This window comes from Streptomyces sp. NPDC059524 (assembly GCF_042749255.1).
Taxonomy (GTDB): domain Bacteria; phylum Actinomycetota; class Actinomycetes; order Streptomycetales; family Streptomycetaceae; genus Streptomyces; species Streptomyces xanthii.
Map to the genome: position 1 here is coordinate 1 of NZ_JBHYTK010000160.1, position 18,710 is coordinate 18,710.

Here is an 18,710-nt window from a genome sequence, read left to right on the forward strand (position 1 = left end):
GTTCCCCGCGCCCCTGGAAGGCTGCGGCTTCGCCGCGCCTTCCCCAGATGAAAGGCGCCCCGCACCTTGATCGGGGAAATGCGGCGCGCAGCGCCTGCATTTCAGGGGCGCGGGGAACTGCGCGAGAAGCCCCACCGGGCCGCAGGCGCGATCGCAGGCGCACCCCTACGGCGATGGCGGACCCGCGCCCCACGTACGCTGGAAGCGATCGTCACCCCTCGCATCAGCGGAGCACCTTTGAACGACCAGCCGGCCCCGTCGAACAACCGCCCCCGCGCCGGAGGCAAGGGCAAGCCGGGCAAGCCGCACCGCCGCCCGAAGAAGGACCCCGTACGGATCCTCGCCTTCGAGGCGCTGCGCGCGGTCGACGAGCGGGACGCGTACGCGAACCTCGTCCTGCCCCCGCTCCTGCGCAAGGCCCGTGCGAAGGGCGACTTCGACAACCGGGACGCGGCGCTCGCGACCGAGCTGGTGTACGGCACGCTGCGCCGCCAGGGCACGTACGACGCGATCGTGGCGGCCTGCATCGACCGGCCGCTGCGCGAGGTCGACCCGCCGGTGCTCGACGTGCTGAACCTGGGCGTGCACCAGCTGCTCGGCACCCGGATCCCGACGCACGCCGCCGTCTCCGCGTCCGTCGAGCTGGCCCGCGTGGTGCTCGGCGACGGCCGCGCCAAGTTCGTCAACGCCGTGCTGCGCAAGGTCTCGCAGCACGATCTCGACACCTGGGTGGAGCGGGTCGCGCCGCCGTACGACGAGGACCCCGAGGACCATCTCGCCGTCGTCCATTCGCATCCGCGATGGGTCGTCTCCGCGCTGTGGGACTCCCTCGGCGGCGGCCGGGCCGGCATCGAGGACCTGCTCGAGGCGGACAACGAGCGGCCCGAGGTCACCCTCGTCGCGCGCCCCGGACGGACCACCGCCGAAGCCGTCCTCACCGAGGTCGGAGAGGAGTCCGGGCTCCCGGGCCGCTGGTCCCCGTACGCCGTGCGCCTCACCGAGGGCGGCGAGCCGGGCTCGTTCGACCTCGTGCGCTCCGGGCGGGCCGGCGTCCAGGACGAGGGCAGCCAGCTCGTCGCCCTCGCACTCGCGAACGCGCCGCTGGACGGCCCCGACGAGAAGTGGCTGGACGGCTGCGCGGGCCCCGGCGGCAAGGCCGCCATGCTCGCGGGGCTGGCCTCGCAGCGCGGCGCGACCCTACTCGCCTCCGAGAAGCAGCCGCACCGCGCCGGACTCGTCGCGAAGGCCCTCGACGGCAACCCGGGCCCGTACCAGGTGATCGCCGCCGACGGCACCCGCCCGCCGTGGCGCCCCGGTGTCTTCGACCGGGTCCTGATGGACGTCCCGTGCACCGGACTCGGCGCCCTGCGCCGCCGCCCCGAGGCCCGCTGGCGCCGCCGCCCCGAGGACCTGGACGGCTTCGGCCCGCTGCAGCGCTCCCTGCTGCGCACCGCCCTGGAGTCGGTGCGGGTCGGCGGCGTCGTCGGCTACGCGACCTGCTCCCCGCACCTGGCCGAGACCCGGGCCGTCGTGGACGACGTCCTGAAGGGCTTCGCCGGGGCCGAACTGATCGACGCGCGCCCCCTGCTGGAAGGCGTCCCGGGGCTCGGCGAGGGCCCGGACGTCCAGCTGTGGCCGCACCTGCACGGGACCGACGCGATGTACCTCGCGCTGATCCGGCGCACCTCGTGATCGTTTCGTAAGGTTCCGGATCCGGATGTGGTCTGGACCGGGGCGGGCAACGGCCGCCGGGCATGGCAGTCTTGGGTCATGGCCGCGCAGATCAACCCCAGCATCCTGTCCGCCGACTTCGCCCGTCTCGCCGACGAGGCGAAGGCGGTCCAGGGCGCCGACTGGCTCCACGTCGACGTCATGGACAACCATTTCGTCCCGAACCTGACCCTGGGCGTTCCGATCGTCGAGTCGCTGGCCAAGGCGACCTCGACCCCGCTGGACTGCCACCTGATGATCGAGGACCCGGACCGCTGGGCCCCGCAGTACGTGGAGGCGGGCGCCGGTTCGGTCACCTTCCACGCGGAGGCCGCGCACGCCCCGGTCCGGCTCGCCCGCGAGATCCGGGCCAAGGGCGCCCGCGCCTCCATGGCCCTCAAGCCGGCGACGCCGATCGAGCCGTACGAGGATCTGCTGCCCGAGCTCGACATGCTGCTGATCATGACGGTTGAGCCGGGCTTCGGCGGGCAGGCGTTCCTGGACATCATGCTGCCGAAGATCCGCCGCACCCGTGAGCTGATCGCGAAGCACGGTCTCGAGCTGTGGCTGCAGGTGGACGGAGGGGTGTCGGCCTCGACGATCGAGCGGTGCGCGGAGGCGGGAGCGGACGTGTTCGTCGCCGGTTCGGCGGTATACGGCGCACAGGATCCGGCGGAGGCGGTCCGTGCACTGCGCACCCAGGCGGACACCGCCACCGCTTCCGCGGCCTGGGCATGCGGCCACTGAGCCACGGATACGTGAACGGCGGCCATCGGGGCTGATCGACCGCGCTGGATCTGCAAGGATGAACAGCAAATCCAGTTGTGAACAGCAGCGTGTGCCGTTCGTGAACAGCAGTGTGTGCCGTGCGAGTCGTGAAGACGTGCAATTCGTGAAGAAGAGCAGTGAGGAGATCGCCGTGTCCGCATCATCGGCAGGACGCGCAGCCCTGCGGATGGGACCCGCGGAGCTGGTGCAGGCGGCGGCCATGGCCCGTCGCTTCTACCTCGAGGGCAAGTCCAAGATCCAGATCGCCGAGGAGTTCGGCGTGAGCCGCTTCAAGGTGGCCCGCGTCCTCGAGACCGCCCTGGAGCGGGACCTCGTGCGCATCGAGATCCGGGTGCCGGCCGAGCTGGACGCGGAGCGCTCCGACGCCCTGCGCGCCCGCTACGGGCTGCGGCACGCGGTCGTGGTGGAGTCCCCGGCCGAGGCCGAGGAGTCCACCGACCCGGAGAACCTGGGCGAGGTCGCCGCCGACCTGCTCGGCGAGCTCGTCACCGAGGGCGACGTCCTGGGCCTGGCCTGGGGCCGCTCCACGATCCACATGGCCGCCGCCCTCGACCGGCTGCCGCCGTGCACGGTCGTGCAGCTGACCGGGGTCTACGACGCCGGGACCGCGGAGCGCGGCTCCGTGGAGGCCGTGCGCCGCGCCGCGCAGGTCTCCGGCGGCGACGCCCACCCCATCTACGCCCCGATGCTGCTGCCCGACGCCGCGACCGCCGCGGCGCTGCGCAACCAGACGGGCATCGCCCGCGCCTTCGAGTACTTCGACAAGGTCACCGTCGCCTGTGTGTCGATCGGCTCCTGGGAGCCCGGCATCTCGACCGTGCACGACATGCTCAGCGACGAGGAGCGCGCGCACTACGCCTCGCTCGGTGTCGCCGCCGAGATGTCCGCGCACCTCTTCGACGCGCAGGGCCGCCGCGTCGGCCGGGACCTCGGCGAGCGCTGCATCACGGTCGAGGCCGACCGGCTGCGCCGTATACCCGAGGTCGTCGCGATCGCGGGCGGCCAGCGCAAGGCCTCCGCCATCGACGCCGTGCTCCGCTCGGGCCTGGTCACGAGCCTGGTCACCGACACCGCCGCCGCGGACTTCCTGCTGACCGCGGGACCCGCGCCGCGGCCCGCACTGCAGCGCGCCGACCCCGACGGGGCCTGACCGGGGCCGCGTCCCGGCGGGCCCGCCCGCGCCGTGGCAGCATCGGATCATGCTGTCCCGGACGCTCGGCGTGCTCCTCGTCTGCCTCGGTCTGTTCGTCTCCGGCTGCTCGGCCGGCACGGACACGTCCCAGGCGGGTTCCTCCGCCCCACCCGAGGCGTCCGCGCCCGCCTGGGCCGCCGGTATGGAGACCGTGCGGGAGGCGGACCTGCCCGCCGAGGCACGCTCCACCCTGCGGCTGATCGACGCCGGCGGTCCCTTCCCGTACGAGAAGGACGGGACCGTCTTCGGGAACTTCGAGGGGGAGCTGCCCAAGGAGCGGCGCGGCTACTACCACGAGTACACCGTGCGCACCCCGGGCGAGCGTGACCGCGGCGCCCGGCGCATCGTCACCGGGGACGGCGGCGAGACGTACTACACCGATGACCACTACGAGTCGTTCAAGGCGGTGCTGCGATGAGCGGGCTCCCCGCGTCCCCGGCGGACTGGACCGTGCGCGCCCTCGACCTCGGGGGAGCGGCGGACAAGGCCGGACTCATGGACCGGATCGCCGCGGCGCTCGCGCTGCCCTCCTGGTTCGGCCGGAACTGGGACGCCCTCGCCGACGTCCTCGGCGACCACCAGCTGATGCCCGACGGCGCGGCCGTCCTCGTCGTGTCCGGCTGGCGCGACTTCGAGGCGCGCAACCCGGCGCAGTGGGCGACCGCCGTCGAGGTCTTCGACCAGGCCGCCGCGATCACCGTACTGCTCTCCCTCGGCGGCTCGGACGATCATCCAAGGCAGGCCCCCTGACCTTGGGACGTTCGGCCCGGAGACGTGAATCGGGGCCGCGTGGGAAAATGAAGTACGTGCTTTGCGCTCCGGCGGCAACCTTCCGGGGCCCCCTTCTACCGACTGGGATGTCCGCACGTGCGTTTCCTCAATGACATCAAGCCCGCGTACGACCTGACGTACGACGACGTCTTCATGGTGCCGAGCCGGAGCGCCGTCGGCTCCCGCCAGGCCGTGGACCTCTCCTCGCCGGACGGCACGGGCACCACCATCCCGCTCGTCGTCGCCAACATGACGGCGATCGCCGGGCGCCGGATGGCCGAGACCATGGCCCGCCGCGGCGGGCTCGTCGTCATTCCGCAGGACATCCCGATCGAGGTCGTCACCGACGTCATCTCCTGGGTCAAGACCCGGCACCTCGTCCTCGACACCCCCATCGTCCTGGCCCCGCACCAGACCGTCGCCGACGCGCTCGCGCTGCTGCCCAAGCGCGCGCACAACGCGGGCGTCGTGGTCGACGACGAGCAGCGCCCCGTCGGCGTCGTCACCGACCAGGACCTGAGCGGCGTGGACCGCTTCACGCAGCTGTCCGAGGTCATGTCCAAGGACCTGCTGCTGCTCGACGCGGACATCGACCCGCGCGACGCGTTCAACAAGCTGGACGGAGCCAACCGCCGCTACGCCCCGGCCGTCGACCAGGACGGCCGCCTCGCGGGCATCCTGACCCGCACCGGCGCTCTGCGCGCCACGCTCTACACCCCGGCCACGGACGCGAACGGCAAGCTGCGCATCGCCGCCGCCGTCGGCATCAACGGCGACGTCGCGGGCAAGGCCAAGCAGCTGCTCGACGCGGGCGTGGACACGCTCGTCATCGACACCGCGCACGGCCACCAGGAGTCGATGATCTCCGCGATCCGGACCGTGCGCGCGCTCGACCCGCAGGTGCCGATCGTCGCGGGCAACATCGTCGCCGCCGAGGGCGTCAAGGACCTCATCGAGGCGGGCGCCGACATCATCAAGGTCGGTGTCGGCCCCGGCGCCATGTGCACCACCCGCATGATGACCGGCGTCGGCCGGCCGCAGTTCTCCGCCGTCCTGGAGTGCGCCGCCGAGGCGAAGAAGTACGGCAAGCACGTCTGGGCCGACGGTGGCGTCCGGCACCCGCGCGACGTCGCCATGGCGCTCGCCGCCGGCGCGTCCAACGTGATGATCGGCTCCTGGTTCGCGGGCACCTACGAGTCCCCGGGCGACCTCCAGCACGACGCCCAGGGCCGCGCCTACAAGGAGTCCTTCGGCATGGCCTCGGCCCGCGCCGTGAAGAACCGCACCAGCGACGAGTCCGCGTACGACCGGGCCCGCAAGGCCCTGTTCGAGGAGGGCATCTCCACCTCGCGGATGTTCCTCGACCCGCAGCGTCCCGGCGTCGAGGACCTGATCGACTCGATCATCGCGGGCGTCCGCTCCTCCTGCACCTACGCCGGCGCCAACTCGCTCGCCGAGTTCGAGGAGAAGGCCACGGTCGGCATCCAGTCCGCGGCCGGCTACGCCGAGGGCAAGCCGCTGCACGCCAGCTGGAGCTAGTCCCCGCACCGCAGCACCCCGCGAACCCCGCGTCCCACCCCTCGGGACGCGGGGTTCGCCGCGTTCGCGCACGCTCAGCGGTACGCAACGGACGTAACGGACCACGCAACGAACACCCGCCTGCGCGATCCCTGCGCAACGATCTTGCGGGGGTGCGCAAGGTTGCTGCATTACAGCTGGGAAGCCGATTCCTCTAGAGTCATCCGCTGTACGTGGCGTGGCGGAGGACGGCCTGCTCGGCGGTCCCCTGTCAGGGAGTGGGCCGTCCCGTCCCCGCAGCCCCAACAGGTGGCGATGAAGGAGCCCAGTCCGTGCTGGATCAAGGCGCACCCCCGCGCACCCCTCGCACCGAGCCCGTCCCCGCGGGGCTCGGTACCCGCCTCATGCGCCGCAAGCCGGTGGAACGCCTGGTCGCGGAGGGCGGCCAGGGTGAGGGCGGCTCGCTGCGGCGCTCGCTCGGCCTGTGGCAGCTGACCATGATCAGCATCGGTGCCACCCTCGGCACCGGCATCTTCGTCGTCCTCGGCGAGGCCGTCCCCAAGGCCGGACCCGCGGTCACGCTGTCCTTCGTGATCGCCGGTCTCACCGCCCTCTTCTCGGCGCTGTCCTACGCCGAGCTCGCCGGCACCATCCCCGTCGCCGGCTCCTCCTACTCGTACGCATACGCAACGATGGGCGAGTTCGTCGCCTGGATCTGCGGCTGGTGCCTGGTCCTGGAGTACGGCGTCTCGGTCGCGGCCGTCGCCGTCGGCTGGGGCGAGTACCTCAACGAGCTGCTCGACGGCACCATCGGTGTCACCATCCCGGCCGCGCTCTCCGCGCCGCCCGGCGACGGCGGCATCTTCAACCTGCCGGCCCTCATCGTCGTGCTGCTCGCCATGGCCTTCCTGCTCGGCGGCGCCCGTGAGTCCGCCCGCGCCAACACGATCATGGTCTGCGTGAAGATCGCGGCCCTGCTGCTGTTCTGCGCGATAGGTATCAAGGGCTTCCAGTCCGGCAACTACGAGCACTTCATGCCGCTCGGCATGGCGGGCGTCAGCGCCGCCGGTGCCACGCTCTTCTTCTCGTACATCGGCTTCGACGCCGCCTCCACGGCCGGCGAGGAGGCCAAGAACGCGCAGCGCGACCTGCCGCGCGCGATCATGCTCTCGCTGATCATCGTCACCGCGCTGTACGTCCTCGTCGCGGCCGTCGCCGTCGGCGCCAAGCCCTGGAAGCAGTTCAGCGACTCCGAGGCCGCGCTCGCCGGGATCATGAAGGACGTCACCGGTCAGACCTTCTGGGCCACGCTGCTCGCCGCCGGCGCCGTCATCGCCATCGCGTCCGTCGTCCTGACCGTGCTCTACGGCCAGACCCGCGTCCTGTTCGCCATGTCCCGCGACGGCCTCGTGCCCAAGGTGTTCTCCAAGGTCCACCCGAAGACCGGCACGCCCCGCGCCAACACGGTCATCGTCTCCCTGTTCTGCGGCGTCCTCGCCGCGGCGATCCCGCTCGGCCAGCTCGCCGACGCCACCAGCATCGGCACGCTCTTCGCGTTCGCCCTGGTCAACATCGCCGTCATCGTGCTGCGCCGGACCCGGCCCGACATGAAGCGCACCTTCCGCGTACCGCTCTCGCCGGTGCTGCCGATCCTCGGTTTCGCCTTCTGTGTGTGGATGATGGGCAGTCTGTCCACGATCACGTGGATCGTCTTCGGTGTCTGGATGGCCGTCGGTCTCGTGTTCTACTTCTGCTACGGGATGCGCCGCTCCCGCCTGAACGACGCGGACGCCCGCGTGGACGCCCCCGCGGTCGCAGAAAAGTAGCCGCGGAAGTAACCGCAGAAAAGTGAACCTCCTGCCTTGCTGAACGATCTCGACGAACGCATCGTGCACGCCCTCGCCGAGGACGCCCGCCGCTCCTACGCCGACATCGGCCAGCTCGTCGGCCTGTCCGCGCCCGCCGTGAAGCGGCGCGTGGACCGGCTGCGGGCGACGGGCGCGATCACCGGCTTCACCGTGCGGGTCGACCCGGCCGCGCTCGGCTGGGAGACCGAGGGGTTCATCGAGATCTACTGCCGCCGCAACACCTCGCCGGAGTCCATCCGGCGAGGTCTGGAGCGGTATCCCGAGGTCGCGGCCGCCTCCACCGTCACCGGTGAGGCGGACGCCCTCGTCCAGGTCTTCGCCTCCGACATGCGCCACTTCGAGCGCGTCCTGGAGCGGATCGCGGGGGAGCCGTTCGTCGAGCGGACCAAGTCCGTGCTCGTGCTCTCCCCGCTGCTGCGCCGCTTCACCTCCGGCTCGCCCGCGTAGGTTCGCGCCGCTCAGTCGGTTCGGTACTCCGGCTTCCACGGCAGGACCTCGAAGTCGCCCGTGCCCTTCTTCACGACCTCGAACGGCGGCGCGCTCATGCAGCGCGGCACCTCGAGCACCCCGGTGTCCGGGTTCGACCAGGTGTAGCCGAGGCGGTCCTCGCGGCCGTCGTCGGTGACGGAGATGCCGACGCGCTTGCCCAGGTGCGGGGAGTCGGACTCCGTGACGACCCCGGTCATCACCGCCGTCTTCCCGCCGGTCATCAGGCAGTCGATCCGGCCCTTCGCCCAGGCGCCCTTGCCGTCCTTGTAGTGGCTGAAGAAGAACGTGCCGTACGCCTTCTCCGGCGCCATGTTGTCCTTCGCCGCCAGATGCGCGTCGAACGTGAACGTGATGTCCTCGTGCGCCGACGGCGGCCGCCACAGCTGGGCCGTGCCGGTCAGGGCCGCCGCCTCGCGCGGCTGCGCGGGCCGGCCGTGGCCCCCGCCCGCGGAGCCGGTCCCCGCCGCGGCCGTGCCGGCCACCGCCACCGTCAGAGCCGCCGCCGTCGCCGCCAGGATGCGGATGCGCGCCATGGAAAACCCCTAGTCATCGCCCTGCTCACCCGGTCCGTCCGGGTGTGAGAACGATCTCGCGGGGCAGCGGCCCGGGGCGTCCGGCCACGGTCGCGACCCGTCTCCGCCGCGCGGCGGAGGGCCTCTCGTCCCGTGCGATCACTCCCGGCGACGGCGGAGTCACGCGGGCACGCAACGAATCGCCGTTGCGGCCGGGTGCCACGCAACGGATCGCATCCGCAGACGCAACGGTCCCGTCTTGTCCGGCCGACCGGCGGAAACGTACCGTCGATGCGATCCCTCCCACCTCTTCCGCCCCGCGCGGGGGACAGGCGCGCCTGTTCCACCCGGCCGGCCTGTACCCGCAAGGAGTCCGCACCTCATGACGTCCACGGTGCCCACGACCGCCGTTCCGCACAGCGACGGCCAGCCGCCGATCACCATGTTCGGTCCGGACTTCCCGTACGCGTACGACGACTTCCTCGCGCACCCGGCGGGCCTCGGCCAGATACCGGCGACCGAGCTGGGCACCGAGATCGCCGTCATCGGCGGCGGGCTCTCCGGCATCGTCGCCGCGTACGAGCTGATGAAGATGGGCCTCAAGCCCGTCGTCTACGAGGCCGACGAGATCGGCGGCCGGCTGCGCACCGTCGGCTTCGAGGGCACCCCGCCGGACGCCGCCGGGCTGACCGCCGAGATGGGCGCCATGCGCTTCCCGCCGTCCTCGACGGCTCTGCAGCACTACATCGACCTCGTGGGCCTGCAGACGCAGCCGTTCCCCAACCCGCTGTCGCCCGCCACCCCCTCGACCGTCGTCGACCTCAAGGGCGAGTCGCACTACGCGCAGACCATCGACGACCTGCCGCAGGTCTACCGCGACGTCGCCGAGGCCTGGAACAAGTGCCTCGACGAGGGCGCCGACTTCTCCGACATGAACCAGGCGATGCGCGAGCGCGACGTGCCGCGCATCCGCGAGATCTGGGCCAGGCTCGTCGAGAAGCTCGACAACCAGACCTTCTACGGGTTCCTGTGCGAGTCCGAGGCCTTCAAGTCCTTCCGGCACCGCGAGATCTTCGGCCAGGTCGGCTTCGGCACCGGCGGCTGGGACACCGACTTCCCGAACTCGATCCTCGAGATCCTGCGCGTCGTCTACACCGAGGCCGACGACCACCACCGCGGCATCGTCGGCGGCTCCCAGCAGCTGCCGCTGCGCCTGTGGGAGCGCGAGCCGCAGAAGATCGTGCACTGGGCGCCCGGCACCTCGCTGTCCTCCCTGCACGACAGCGGCAAGCCCCGCCCCGCCGTGACCCGCCTCGCGCGCACCGCCGGCAACCACATCACCGTCACGGACGCCGACGGCGACATCCGCACCTACAAGGCCGCGATCTTCACCGCGCAGTCCTGGATGCTGCTGTCCAAGGTGGCCTGCGACGACGAGCTGTTCCCGATCGACCACTGGACGGCCATCGAGCGGACCCACTACATGGAGTCCAGCAAGCTCTTCGTCCCCGTCGACCGGCCGTTCTGGCTGGACAAGGACGAGGTCACCGGCCGCGACGTCATGTCGATGACGCTCACCGACCGCATGACCCGCGGCACCTACCTGCTCGACGACGGCCCGGACAAGCCCGCCGTCATCTGCCTCTCCTACACGTGGTGCGACGACAGCCTCAAGTGGCTGCCGCTGTCCGCGAACGAGCGGCTCGAGGTCATGCTGAAGTCGCTCGGCGAGATCTATCCGAACGTCGACATCCGCAAGCACATCATCGGCAACCCGGTGACCGTGTCCTGGGAGAACGAGCCCTACTTCATGGGCGCCTTCAAGGCGAACCTGCCGGGCCACTACCGCTACCAGCGGCGTCTGTTCACCCACTTCATGCAGGACTCGCTGCCCGAGGACCGGCGCGGCCTCTTCCTCGCCGGCGACGACATCTCCTGGACGGCCGGCTGGGCCGAGGGCGCCGTCCAGACCGCGCTCAACGCCGTGTGGGGCGTCATGCACCACCTGGGCGGCACCACCGACCCGACCAACCCGGGCCCCGGCGACCTCTACGAGTCGATCGCCCCGGTCGAGCTGCCGGAGGACTGACCCGGGCCGTGAGGCAACAGGCGCGGGCCCGTCACACTCCGGCGGCCCGCGCCTTCTCGTAGACCTCCGTCGCCAGGTCCGTGAGCTCCCGGGCGTCCCGGGCGGAGCCTTGGAGGTCGATGAGGATCTCCTCCACGCCGACCTCGGCGTGCGCGGCGAGGTCCTCCACGATCTGGTCGACGCTGCCCTGGAAGGGGGCGCGGTCGTCGCCCGTGTACGCCTCCCGCGTGTACTGGGTGTTCGCCCGCAGCACCGACTGGAGCGGGGCCGTACGACCGCGCTCCTCGGCCAGTGCCCGCAGCCCGGCGAACTCCCGCGCGAGGGCCTCGGTGCCCATCGACACCGGCATCCAGCCGTCCGCCCGGTCGACGAGCCGGCGCATCGCCTTCGGGCTGTTCGCCGGCAGCAGGATCGGCAGGGGGCCGGCCGGCTTGGGGCCGACCTCGGACGGCGCGATCGTGGTCAGCTCGCCCTCGTGTGCCACCGGGTCCGGGCCCCACACCGCGCGGCACACGTCGATCAGCTCGTCCAGGACCTGGCCGCGCCGCTCGAACGGGGCCACGGAGGCCGCCGCGTACTCGTCGTGCGACCAGCCCGTGCCGAGCCCCGCCACGACACGGCCGCCGCTCGCCGCGTCCAGAGAGGCGAGGGAGCGGGCCAGCTGGAACGGCACGTGCAGCGGGGCGACCAGGACGCTGGTGCCGAGCCGGGCGCGGGAGGTGGCGGAGGCGGCGAGGGTCAGCGAGACCAGCGGGTCGGCGACCGAGCGGTACTGGTCCGGCCACGGCAGGCCCGGTATCCCGTAGAGCCCCTGGGTGGCCGGCTCCGGGAAGAGGATCCGCTCGAAGACCCACAGGCTCTCGTAGCCCGTGGCCTCCGCGGCCCGGGCCACCTCGGGGATGTCCCGCCCGATGGAGTACTGCTTCATCTGGGGCAGGCTCAGGCCGAGTCGTGTCGTCATACCGTGCTCCTTCGTCGTCCGTGATCGGTCGTCCGGGTGCAGGTGTGCAGGTGCAGGTGTCAGTACCACGGACTCAACGCACGGCGATCACACGGGTGTTCCTGATGTGACGATCCGTCAGGCTTATGCGGTCGGATCCCGCCGGATCAGTCGGGGAGCGGGGTGAGCAGCATCCGCCCCACCAGGCCCACCGAAGTGTCCAGGCGCTGGGTGAACTCGGCGGCCAGCGGCGGGAGTCCGCGCAGGGCCCACAGGGCGCGGGCGGCGGCCCAGGCCGCGTCACGGGCCCGCTCGATGCTCCAGGAGCCGAGCAGATGGGTCAGCGGATCGGCGATCTGGAGCAGATCGGGGCCCGGCATCAGCTCTTCGCGGATGCGCTCCTCCAGCGTGACGAGGAGTTCGCCCACGCGGTCGAACTCGTCCTCCAGACACTCCGGTTCGCAGCCGAGCGTACGACAGGTGTCCACGACGGCCAGCGCCAGATCGTGGCCGATGTGCGCGTTGATGCCCGAGAGCGCGAACTGCAGCGGGCGTACCCCGGGATGGCGGCGGAACGTCAGGAGCGGGCGCCAGCAGGCGGGCGGACGCAGCCCGTGCGCCGCCGCGTCGACCGCGGCGAGATAGCGCTCCGCGAAGCGGACGTCCAGCGTGATCGCGGCCGCCCGGTCGGGGAAGCCCCCGCCGGGGCCGGCGTCGATCGCCCGGTCGACGGTGTCCGTGACCGTGAGATAGACCCGGTTGAACACGGCCACGCCGTCCATGGGCGGCAGATCCGCGGCGAGCCCGCGCATCCGCGCGAGTACCGTGTCGACCCCGCCGGCGAGCGCCCGGGGCTGTCCGATCTGTTCCAACTGCGCCATGGACGAAGGGTCCCAGTCGTAGGGTGACGCGGGTGTCGGCAGGCCGTGGGCTTCCCCAGAACGGGGGAACGGCGGGCGACACGAGGGGGGAGAGCGCGGTGTCAGGGTTACGTGCGCGACGGCTCGCGGAGCGGCGGTCGGCGCGACGGCGTGCGGCGGGCCGCTCGGCGATGGTCGCGGCGGCCTCGGCCGTGGTGGCCGCCGGGACCGTCGCGGGCCTGCTGTCCGCGACGGCCGACGGACCGGACGGCGGGGACGAGGCACGCCCCGTCGTCAGCGAGTCGCCGAGCCTCCAGCCGCTGCCCGCCCTGCCGAGCCCGACCCCGTCCGTGACGAAGCCGTCGGCGAAGCCGAGCCCGAAGCCGAAACCGAAGGCGCGGCCCACGAGGAAGGCGCCGCCCCGGCCGTCGAGCGCGCCGCCCGCCGCCTCCGGCCTCTACCGGCACAGTGACTCACAGGTCCTGGAGTGGGTGCGGGCCAACCGCTCGGACCCGCGCCGCCCGCTCATCGAGTCCCGGATAGCCGCCCGGCCGGCCGCCGTCTGGTTCGCCGACTTCACCCCGGACACCATCACGTCCCGGGTGCGCGCCGTGACCTCCGCGGCGGCCGGGGAGGGCCGGGTGCCCGTCGTCGTGCCGTACGCGATACCCGAGCGCGACTGCGGCGGCGCCTCCGACGGCGGGGCTCCGGACCGGGCTGCGTACGACGACTGGATCGACCGGTTCGCGGCGGGTCTGGGCGGCCGCGAGGTCATCGTGATCCTGGAGCCCGACGCGCTCTCCCAGACGGAGTGCCTCAGCGACGGGCAGCGCGCCGACCGCTACGCGGCACTGGCCCGCGCGGGCCGGGTCATGAAGTCCGCGAACCCCCGCGCCCGCGTCTACTACGACGCGGGCCACTCGGGCTGGAACGCCCCGGCCACCCAGGCCGCCCGCCTGAGAGCGGCGGGAGCGGCGTCCCCCGCCTCCTCCGACGGCGTCTTCAGTAACGTCTCGAACTTCCACCGCACCGCCGACGAGGCCGCCTACGACCGCCGGGTCCTCGCCGCGATGGGCGCGCCCGCGGGGCTCGGGGCCGTCATCGACACCAGCCGCAACGGCAACGGCGCCCCCATCGACGGCGAGTGGTGCGACCCCGACGGCCGCAAGATCGGCGAGGCCCCCACCCTGACCACGGGCCTGCCCCGCGTCGACGCCTACCTGTGGGTCAAACTCCCGGGCGAGTCCGACGGCTGCAAGGGCGAACCGGGCACGTTCACCCCGGACTACGCGTTCGAGCTCGCGGACTGACTGGCCGGCCGGTGCTCGGCGTCAGCCCTTCTTGCCGGTGCCCTTGTCGTGGTCCTGGGGGGCGCTGTTCTCGTCGTACGTCGAGGTGCCCGCGTCCAGGAGGGGTTCCTGGGTCTTGAGGTGGGCGGGGGCCATCGCGCGCAGTGCGTGGTAGCCGGTGATGACGACGATCGTGCCGAGGGCGATGCCGCTCAGGGAGAAGTTGTCGGTGAACTTCAGGGAGACGTTGCCGACGCCGATGATGATGCCCGCGGCGGCCGGGACCAGGTTCAGCGGATTGCGCAGGTCGACCCCGGCGTTGATCCAGATCTGGGCGCCGAGCAGGCCGATCATGCCGTAGAGGATGACGGTGATGCCGCCGAGGACGCCGCCCGGGATCGCGGCGACGATCGCGCCGAACTTGGGGCACAGGCCGAAGAGGAGCGCGAAACCGGCGGCGGCCCAGTAGGCGGCCGTGGAGTAGACGCGGGTGGCGGCCATGACGCCGATGTTCTCGGAGTACGTGGTGTTCGGCGGGCCGCCGACGGCGGTGGAGAGCATGGACGCGGCGCCGTCGGCCGAGATGGCCGTGCCGAGCTTGTCGTCGAGGTCGTCGCCGGTCATCTCGCCGACGGCCTTGACGTGTCCGGCGTTCTCCGCGATCAGCGCGATGACCACGGGCAGCGCCACGAGGATCGCGGACCACTCGAAGGACGGCGCGTGGAAGGAGGGCAGACCGATCCAGTCGGCCTTGCCGACGCCGGAGAGGTCGAGGCGCCAGTGGTCCACGGCGGCGCCGCCGCCGTTCACGGAGTGGATGCGGCCGAAGATCCGGTCGAACAGCCAGGAGATGCCGTAGCCGAAGATCAGGCCCAGGAAGATCGCGATACGGGACCAGAAACCGCGCAGGCACACGACGGCCAAACCGGTGAACAGCATGACCAGGAGCGCCGTCCACTGGTCGGTCGGCCAGTACGTGGAGGCGGTGACCGGGGCCAGGTTGAAGCCGATCAGCATGACGACGGCGCCGGTCACGATCGGCGGCATCGCCGCGTGGATGATCCGCGCGCCGAACCGCTGCACGGCGAGACCGGCCAGGAAGAGGACCACACCGACGGCGAAGACCGCGCCGGTGACCGTGGCGCTGGAGCCGCCCTGCGCGCGGATGACGGCGGCGACGCCGACGAAGGACAGCGAGCAGCCGAGGTAGCTGGGAACCCGGCCGCGCGTCGCGAGCAGGAAGATGACCGTCGCGACACCGGACATCATGATCGCGAGGTTGGGGTCGAGGCCCATCAGGACCGGTGCGACGAACGAGGCGCCGAACATCGCGACGACGTGCTGGGCGCCGAGTCCGATGGTCCGCGGCCAGGAGAGCCGCTCGTCGGGGCGGACGACGGCACCGGGGGCCGGGGTGCGCCCGTCGCCGTGCAGTTTCCAGCGCACGCCGAGGTCCATGGTGGGTCTGCTTTCTGTGGTGCTGATGTGGCCTGAATCAATAGCCTTATGTTAGTGCGACATAAGTGCGAGTACCGCGCCGCCCACCGGTGCGCGTACGCGACCGGCTGAGCGGTTGCTTAGCCGGGCGCCGTACGATGACCCGCATCCTTCCGCACGAACTCGTACCAGGAGCACCACCCGTGACCGCCGAAGCCCTCGCCGTCCCCGCCGAACCCGCCCCCTCCCACGGCCGGCTCGTCCCCGTCACCGTCCACTTCGACGACCTCGACGCGCTCGGGCTGCTGCACAACGCCCGCTACCCCGTGATGGTCGAGCGGGCCTGGAGCGCCCTGTGGCACGAGCGCGGACTCTCCTTCGAAGGCGACTGGGCGGCGGCCGGCGACTTCTGCAACGCGGTCAAGGAGTTCACGATCACCTACGACGCCCCGGTCAAGCGGCCCGGCGCCTATGCCGTGAGTCTCTGGCTTGAGCGGCTCGGCCGCACCGGACTGACCTACGGCTTTCGCTTCTGCTCCGCCGACGGCTCGCTCACCTACGCGCACGGGACGCGCGTCCTGGTCCGGCTCGACCCGGCGACGCTGCGCCCCGCACCGTGGAGCGAGCGCTTCAGGGCCTTGGGGCAGGATCTGCTGCGCCCGCGGGGCTGACCTGGCCCACGACGCCGGACGGCGCCCGGTCGGCGCCGCGCAGCACGCCCGCGAACACCGCGAGCCCGCAGGCGAGCACGGTCACCACGCCGAACGACACCACGAGGCTCGTCGCGTCGGCGATCGTGCCGATCGCGGAGGGCGCGACCAGCCCCGAGGTGTACGTGATGGTGGCGACGCCGGCGATGGCCTGGCTCGGGTTCGGCCCGCTGCGGCCCGCCGCCGCGAAGGCGAGCGGCACGACGACCGCGATGCCGAGCCCGAGCAGCCCGAATCCGGCCATCGCGATCGCCGGATTCGGTGCGACCACCACGAGCAGGGCGCCCAGCGTCGCGCCGATCCCGCCGATCCGGACCGTGCGCACCGCCCCGAAGCGGTCGACCACGGCGTCGCCCGCGATCCGCGCGATCGCCATGGTGAGCGTGAACGCCGTCGTGCAGGCCGCCGCGAGCCCGGCCGACGTGCCGAGCACGTCCCGCAGATAGACCGCCGACCAGTCCAGGCTGGCGCCCTCCGCGAACACCGCGCAGAACCCGACCGCGCCGATGAGCAGCGCCGACTTCGGCGGAAGGGTGAAGCGGGGCGGCGCCTCCTCGTCCTCGGCCGGGCGCAGGTCCAGCACCCAGCGGCAGGCGGCGAACCCGGCCACGGTCAGCACGGCCGCCGCGAGCAGATGGTGCAGCCGGGCGTCCGCGCCGATGTGCGCGGCGAGCGTGCCGCCCGCCGAACCCAGCAGCGCTCCCGCGCTCCACATCCCGTGCAGCCCCGACATGATCGACTTGTCGAGGCGGGTCTCGATCTCGACGCCGAGCGCGTTCATCGCCACGTCCGACATGCCGGCCGTCGCCCCGTAGACGAACAGCGCGACGCAGAGCGTGAGCAGGTTCGGCGCGAGGGACGGCAGGACCAGTGCCAGCGTCCACAGCGCGAGCAGCCCGCGCAGCGCGGTGCGCGCGCCGAACCGGTGACTGACGCTCCCGGCCAGCGGCATCGCCACGGAGGCGCCGATCGCCGGGAAGGCGAGCGCCAGCCCGAGCTGGCCCGCGCCGACGCCCGCGTGGTCCTGGATCCACGGCACTCGGGTCGCGAACGAACCGGTCACCGCGCCGTGGACGCAGAAGACGGTCGCCACCGCGTACCGGGCGCGCTTCAACTCCGCCAGTCCGTACGTGGGTTGATGTGCCGCAGACGCTGTTCCGCTCATCCTGCCCGGCCCCTCCCGAGTCGCTCCCCAAGCGTGTGGCCGTAAACTATCAGGAACCCTGCCTGATAGTTAACCCGTTTCCCCGTAGGATCCCGGCATGCCCGCATCACCGAGCACCGCCCGAGCCATCAACGACCGGCTCGCCCTGCGCCTGCTGCAGGAAGAAGGCCCGCTGACCGCCGGGCAGTTGAAGGAGCGCACCGGCCTGTCCCGGCCCACCGTCGCGGACCTCGTCGAGCGGCTCGCCGCCGCCGGCTTCATCCAGGTCGTCGGCGAGGCGGGCGCGCAGCGACGCGGCCCCAACGCCCGCCTGTACGGGCTCGTCGCCGACCGCGCCCACCTCGCGGCCCTCGACGTCCGCACCGAAGGGGTCCGGCTCGTCGTCGCCGACCTGCTCGGCGCCGTGCGCGCCGAGGCGTCCCTGTCCGTCGACACCCGTGAGGCGACCGGCGCCGCCGTCGAGCGCACCATCGCCCTCCTCGAACGGACCGCGAAGGAGGCCGGCGTCGAGCGGCTGCACACCATCGGCGTCGGCGCCCCCGGCCTCGTCGACCCCGTGACGGGCGCCCTGCGCGACTCCACGAAACTCCCCGAATGGCACCGCCGCCTCGTCCCGGCCCTCCAGGAACGGCTCGGCGCGCGTGTGCTCGTGGAGAACGAGACGAACCTCGCGGCGCTCGCCGAGCGGCGCGACGGGGTGGCCCGCGACCGGGACACGTTCGTGCTGCTGTGGCTCGGGCTCGGCATCGGCGCGGCGGTCGTCCTCGACGGGGTGCTGCGCCGCGGGGCCTCCGGCGGAACCGGGGAGGTCGGCTTCCTGCCCGTGCCGGGTACGGGGGGACTGCCGTCCGCCACCGGGTGCGACGGAGGGTTCCACGATCTGGCCGGGGCCGGAGCGGTGCTCTCTCTCGCGGGGGAGTACGGGCTGGTCGGCGCGGCGGAGCCGCTGGAGCGGGCGTTCGATGTCGTGCGGGAGGCGGCGGGGGCCTCCGGCGGTGCGGCGGAGGAGTTCCTGGACGCGCTGGCCGGGCGGCTCGCGATCGGGGCCGCCGCGGTGGTGGCCGTGCTGGATCCCGGGTGCGTCGTGCTCGCGGGAGAGGTGGGGCGGGCCGGGGGTGACGCGTTGGCCCGGCGGGTCGCCGTGCGGCTCGCCGCGATGTCGCCGCTGGTGACGGAGGTGCGGGCCGGGATTCTGGGAGGCGGGGCCGTCTTGAGCGGGGCGTTGGTGATGGCGCGGGAGGCGGCGCAGGAGGCGGTGTACTCGCCGTAGGGCTGAGCGGATCGTTGCCGGGTGCGGGCCGGTGGGGCTTCTCGCGCAGTTCCCCGCGCCCCTGAAATGCACGCCCTTCGGGCGGCATTTCCCCGATGAAG

General features: G+C 72.3%; 17 protein-coding genes. 12 read left to right on the forward strand and 5 right to left on the reverse strand.

The annotated features are described in order from the left end of the window. Nucleotides 1–237: 237 nt before the first annotated feature. The 8 genes from ACFW9D_RS31810 to ACFW9D_RS31845 all read left to right on the forward strand — a co-directional run bounded on the left by ACFW9D_RS31810 (nucleotide 238) and on the right by ACFW9D_RS31845 (nucleotide 8,295). On the forward strand, nucleotides 238–1,692 hold the full coding sequence (locus tag ACFW9D_RS31810; RefSeq protein WP_188340041.1) for an RsmB/NOP family class I SAM-dependent RNA methyltransferase: 1,455 nt from the start codon (nucleotides 238–240) through the stop codon (nucleotides 1,690–1,692). Between the two features lie 78 nt (nucleotides 1,693–1,770). Beyond that, nucleotides 1,771–2,457: a ribulose-phosphate 3-epimerase gene (gene rpe / locus ACFW9D_RS31815; protein WP_384627678.1), complete on the forward strand. Its 687-nt coding sequence runs from the start codon at nucleotides 1,771–1,773 to the stop codon at nucleotides 2,455–2,457. A gap of 208 nt (nucleotides 2,458–2,665) precedes the next feature. Continuing rightward, nucleotides 2,666–3,649, forward strand: a complete 984-nt coding sequence (locus ACFW9D_RS31820) for a sugar-binding transcriptional regulator (protein ID WP_188341671.1) — start codon at nucleotides 2,666–2,668, stop codon at nucleotides 3,647–3,649. Between the two features lie 49 nt (nucleotides 3,650–3,698). After that, the gene (locus tag ACFW9D_RS31825) at nucleotides 3,699–4,109 is read left to right on the forward strand and encodes a ribonuclease domain-containing protein (RefSeq protein ID WP_384627681.1); all 411 of its coding nucleotides are present in this window, start codon (nucleotides 3,699–3,701) and stop codon (nucleotides 4,107–4,109) included. Continuing rightward, nucleotides 4,106–4,441: a barstar family protein gene (locus ACFW9D_RS31830; protein ID WP_188340044.1), complete on the forward strand. Its 336-nt coding sequence runs from the start codon at nucleotides 4,106–4,108 to the stop codon at nucleotides 4,439–4,441. The genes ACFW9D_RS31825 and ACFW9D_RS31830 overlap by 4 nt, the downstream gene beginning before the upstream one ends. Before the next feature lie 117 nt (nucleotides 4,442–4,558). Then, nucleotides 4,559–6,001 (forward strand): GuaB1 family IMP dehydrogenase-related protein, encoded by a 1,443-nt coding sequence (locus ACFW9D_RS31835; RefSeq protein WP_384627684.1) that lies wholly within the window; start codon nucleotides 4,559–4,561, stop codon nucleotides 5,999–6,001. Between the two features lie 311 nt (nucleotides 6,002–6,312). Further along, nucleotides 6,313–7,806, forward strand: a complete 1,494-nt coding sequence (locus tag ACFW9D_RS31840) for an amino acid permease (RefSeq protein WP_384627687.1) — start codon at nucleotides 6,313–6,315, stop codon at nucleotides 7,804–7,806. A gap of 36 nt (nucleotides 7,807–7,842) precedes the next feature. Next, nucleotides 7,843–8,295: an Lrp/AsnC family transcriptional regulator gene (locus ACFW9D_RS31845; RefSeq protein WP_384627690.1), complete on the forward strand. Its 453-nt coding sequence runs from the start codon at nucleotides 7,843–7,845 to the stop codon at nucleotides 8,293–8,295. Nucleotides 8,296–8,306: 11 nt separating this feature from the next. Here ACFW9D_RS31845 and ACFW9D_RS31850 read toward each other — a convergent pair whose 3' ends face one another. Further along, nucleotides 8,307–8,870, reverse strand: a complete 564-nt coding sequence (locus tag ACFW9D_RS31850; protein ID WP_384627693.1) for a hypothetical protein — start codon at nucleotides 8,868–8,870, stop codon at nucleotides 8,307–8,309. Between the two features lie 361 nt (nucleotides 8,871–9,231). Here ACFW9D_RS31850 and ACFW9D_RS31855 point away from each other — a divergent pair, with 361 nt between their 5' ends. Beyond that, nucleotides 9,232–10,938, forward strand: coding sequence for an NAD(P)/FAD-dependent oxidoreductase (locus tag ACFW9D_RS31855; RefSeq protein ID WP_188340048.1), 1,707 nt, complete (start codon nucleotides 9,232–9,234; stop codon nucleotides 10,936–10,938). A gap of 31 nt (nucleotides 10,939–10,969) precedes the next feature. Here the strand turns inward: ACFW9D_RS31855 and ACFW9D_RS31860 are convergent, their stop codons facing one another. Beyond that, the gene (locus tag ACFW9D_RS31860; RefSeq protein WP_384627696.1) at nucleotides 10,970–11,899 is read right to left on the reverse strand and encodes an LLM class F420-dependent oxidoreductase; all 930 of its coding nucleotides are present in this window, start codon (nucleotides 11,897–11,899) and stop codon (nucleotides 10,970–10,972) included. 146 nt (nucleotides 11,900–12,045) lie between these two features. Further along, nucleotides 12,046–12,759, reverse strand: a complete 714-nt coding sequence (locus ACFW9D_RS31865; protein ID WP_384627699.1) for a DUF5995 family protein — start codon at nucleotides 12,757–12,759, stop codon at nucleotides 12,046–12,048. Nucleotides 12,760–12,929: 170 nt separating this feature from the next. Between ACFW9D_RS31865 and ACFW9D_RS31870 the strand changes: the two genes are divergently transcribed. Beyond that, nucleotides 12,930–14,048, forward strand: coding sequence for a glycoside hydrolase family 6 protein (locus ACFW9D_RS31870; protein ID WP_384627709.1), 1,119 nt, complete (start codon nucleotides 12,930–12,932; stop codon nucleotides 14,046–14,048). Nucleotides 14,049–14,069: 21 nt separating this feature from the next. Here the strand turns inward: ACFW9D_RS31870 and ACFW9D_RS31875 are convergent, their stop codons facing one another. Continuing rightward, on the reverse strand, nucleotides 14,070–15,485 hold the full coding sequence (locus ACFW9D_RS31875; protein ID WP_188340051.1) for a uracil-xanthine permease family protein: 1,416 nt from the start codon (nucleotides 15,483–15,485) through the stop codon (nucleotides 14,070–14,072). 182 nt (nucleotides 15,486–15,667) lie between these two features. Between ACFW9D_RS31875 and ACFW9D_RS31880 the strand changes: the two genes are divergently transcribed. Next, on the forward strand, nucleotides 15,668–16,135 hold the full coding sequence (locus ACFW9D_RS31880) for a thioesterase family protein (protein WP_188340052.1): 468 nt from the start codon (nucleotides 15,668–15,670) through the stop codon (nucleotides 16,133–16,135). Here the strand turns inward: ACFW9D_RS31880 and ACFW9D_RS31885 are convergent. Next, entirely contained in the window at nucleotides 16,095–17,339 is a 1,245-nt protein-coding gene (locus ACFW9D_RS31885) for an MFS transporter (protein ID WP_384627703.1), read from the reverse strand. The genes ACFW9D_RS31880 and ACFW9D_RS31885 overlap by 41 nt on opposite strands. 97 nt (nucleotides 17,340–17,436) lie before the next feature. Between ACFW9D_RS31885 and ACFW9D_RS31890 the strand changes: the two genes are divergently transcribed. After that, on the forward strand, nucleotides 17,437–18,609 hold the full coding sequence (locus tag ACFW9D_RS31890; RefSeq protein WP_384627706.1) for an ROK family transcriptional regulator: 1,173 nt from the start codon (nucleotides 17,437–17,439) through the stop codon (nucleotides 18,607–18,609). Nucleotides 18,610–18,710: the final 101 nt, after the last annotated feature.

What these genes read in the sequence shown, in the direction of transcription:
- ACFW9D_RS31820 (WP_188341671.1), top strand. Translation starts at nt 2,666, where the DNA reads ATGGGACCCGCGGAGCTGGTGCAGGCGGCGGCCATGGCCCGTCGCTTC.
- rpe (WP_384627678.1), top strand. Translation starts at nt 1,771, where the DNA reads ATGGCCGCGCAGATCAACCCCAGCATCCTGTCCGCCGACTTCGCCCGT.
- ACFW9D_RS31865 (WP_384627699.1), bottom strand. Translation starts at nt 12,759, where the DNA reads ATGGCGCAGTTGGAACAGATCGGACAGCCCCGGGCGCTCGCCGGCGGG.
- ACFW9D_RS31855 (WP_188340048.1), top strand. Translation starts at nt 9,232, where the DNA reads ATGACGTCCACGGTGCCCACGACCGCCGTTCCGCACAGCGACGGCCAG.
- ACFW9D_RS31885 (WP_384627703.1), bottom strand. Translation starts at nt 17,339, where the DNA reads ATGAGCGGAACAGCGTCTGCGGCACATCAACCCACGTACGGACTGGCG.
- ACFW9D_RS31890 (WP_384627706.1), top strand. Translation starts at nt 17,437, where the DNA reads ATGCCCGCATCACCGAGCACCGCCCGAGCCATCAACGACCGGCTCGCC.
- ACFW9D_RS31850 (WP_384627693.1), bottom strand. Translation starts at nt 8,870, where the DNA reads ATGGCGCGCATCCGCATCCTGGCGGCGACGGCGGCGGCTCTGACGGTG.
- ACFW9D_RS31875 (WP_188340051.1), bottom strand. Translation starts at nt 15,485, where the DNA reads ATGGACCTCGGCGTGCGCTGGAAACTGCACGGCGACGGGCGCACCCCG.
- ACFW9D_RS31870 (WP_384627709.1), top strand. Translation starts at nt 12,930, where the DNA reads ATGGTCGCGGCGGCCTCGGCCGTGGTGGCCGCCGGGACCGTCGCGGGC.
- ACFW9D_RS31825 (WP_384627681.1), top strand. Translation starts at nt 3,699, where the DNA reads ATGCTGTCCCGGACGCTCGGCGTGCTCCTCGTCTGCCTCGGTCTGTTC.
- ACFW9D_RS31830 (WP_188340044.1), top strand. Translation starts at nt 4,106, where the DNA reads ATGAGCGGGCTCCCCGCGTCCCCGGCGGACTGGACCGTGCGCGCCCTC.
- ACFW9D_RS31860 (WP_384627696.1), bottom strand. Translation starts at nt 11,899, where the DNA reads ATGACGACACGACTCGGCCTGAGCCTGCCCCAGATGAAGCAGTACTCC.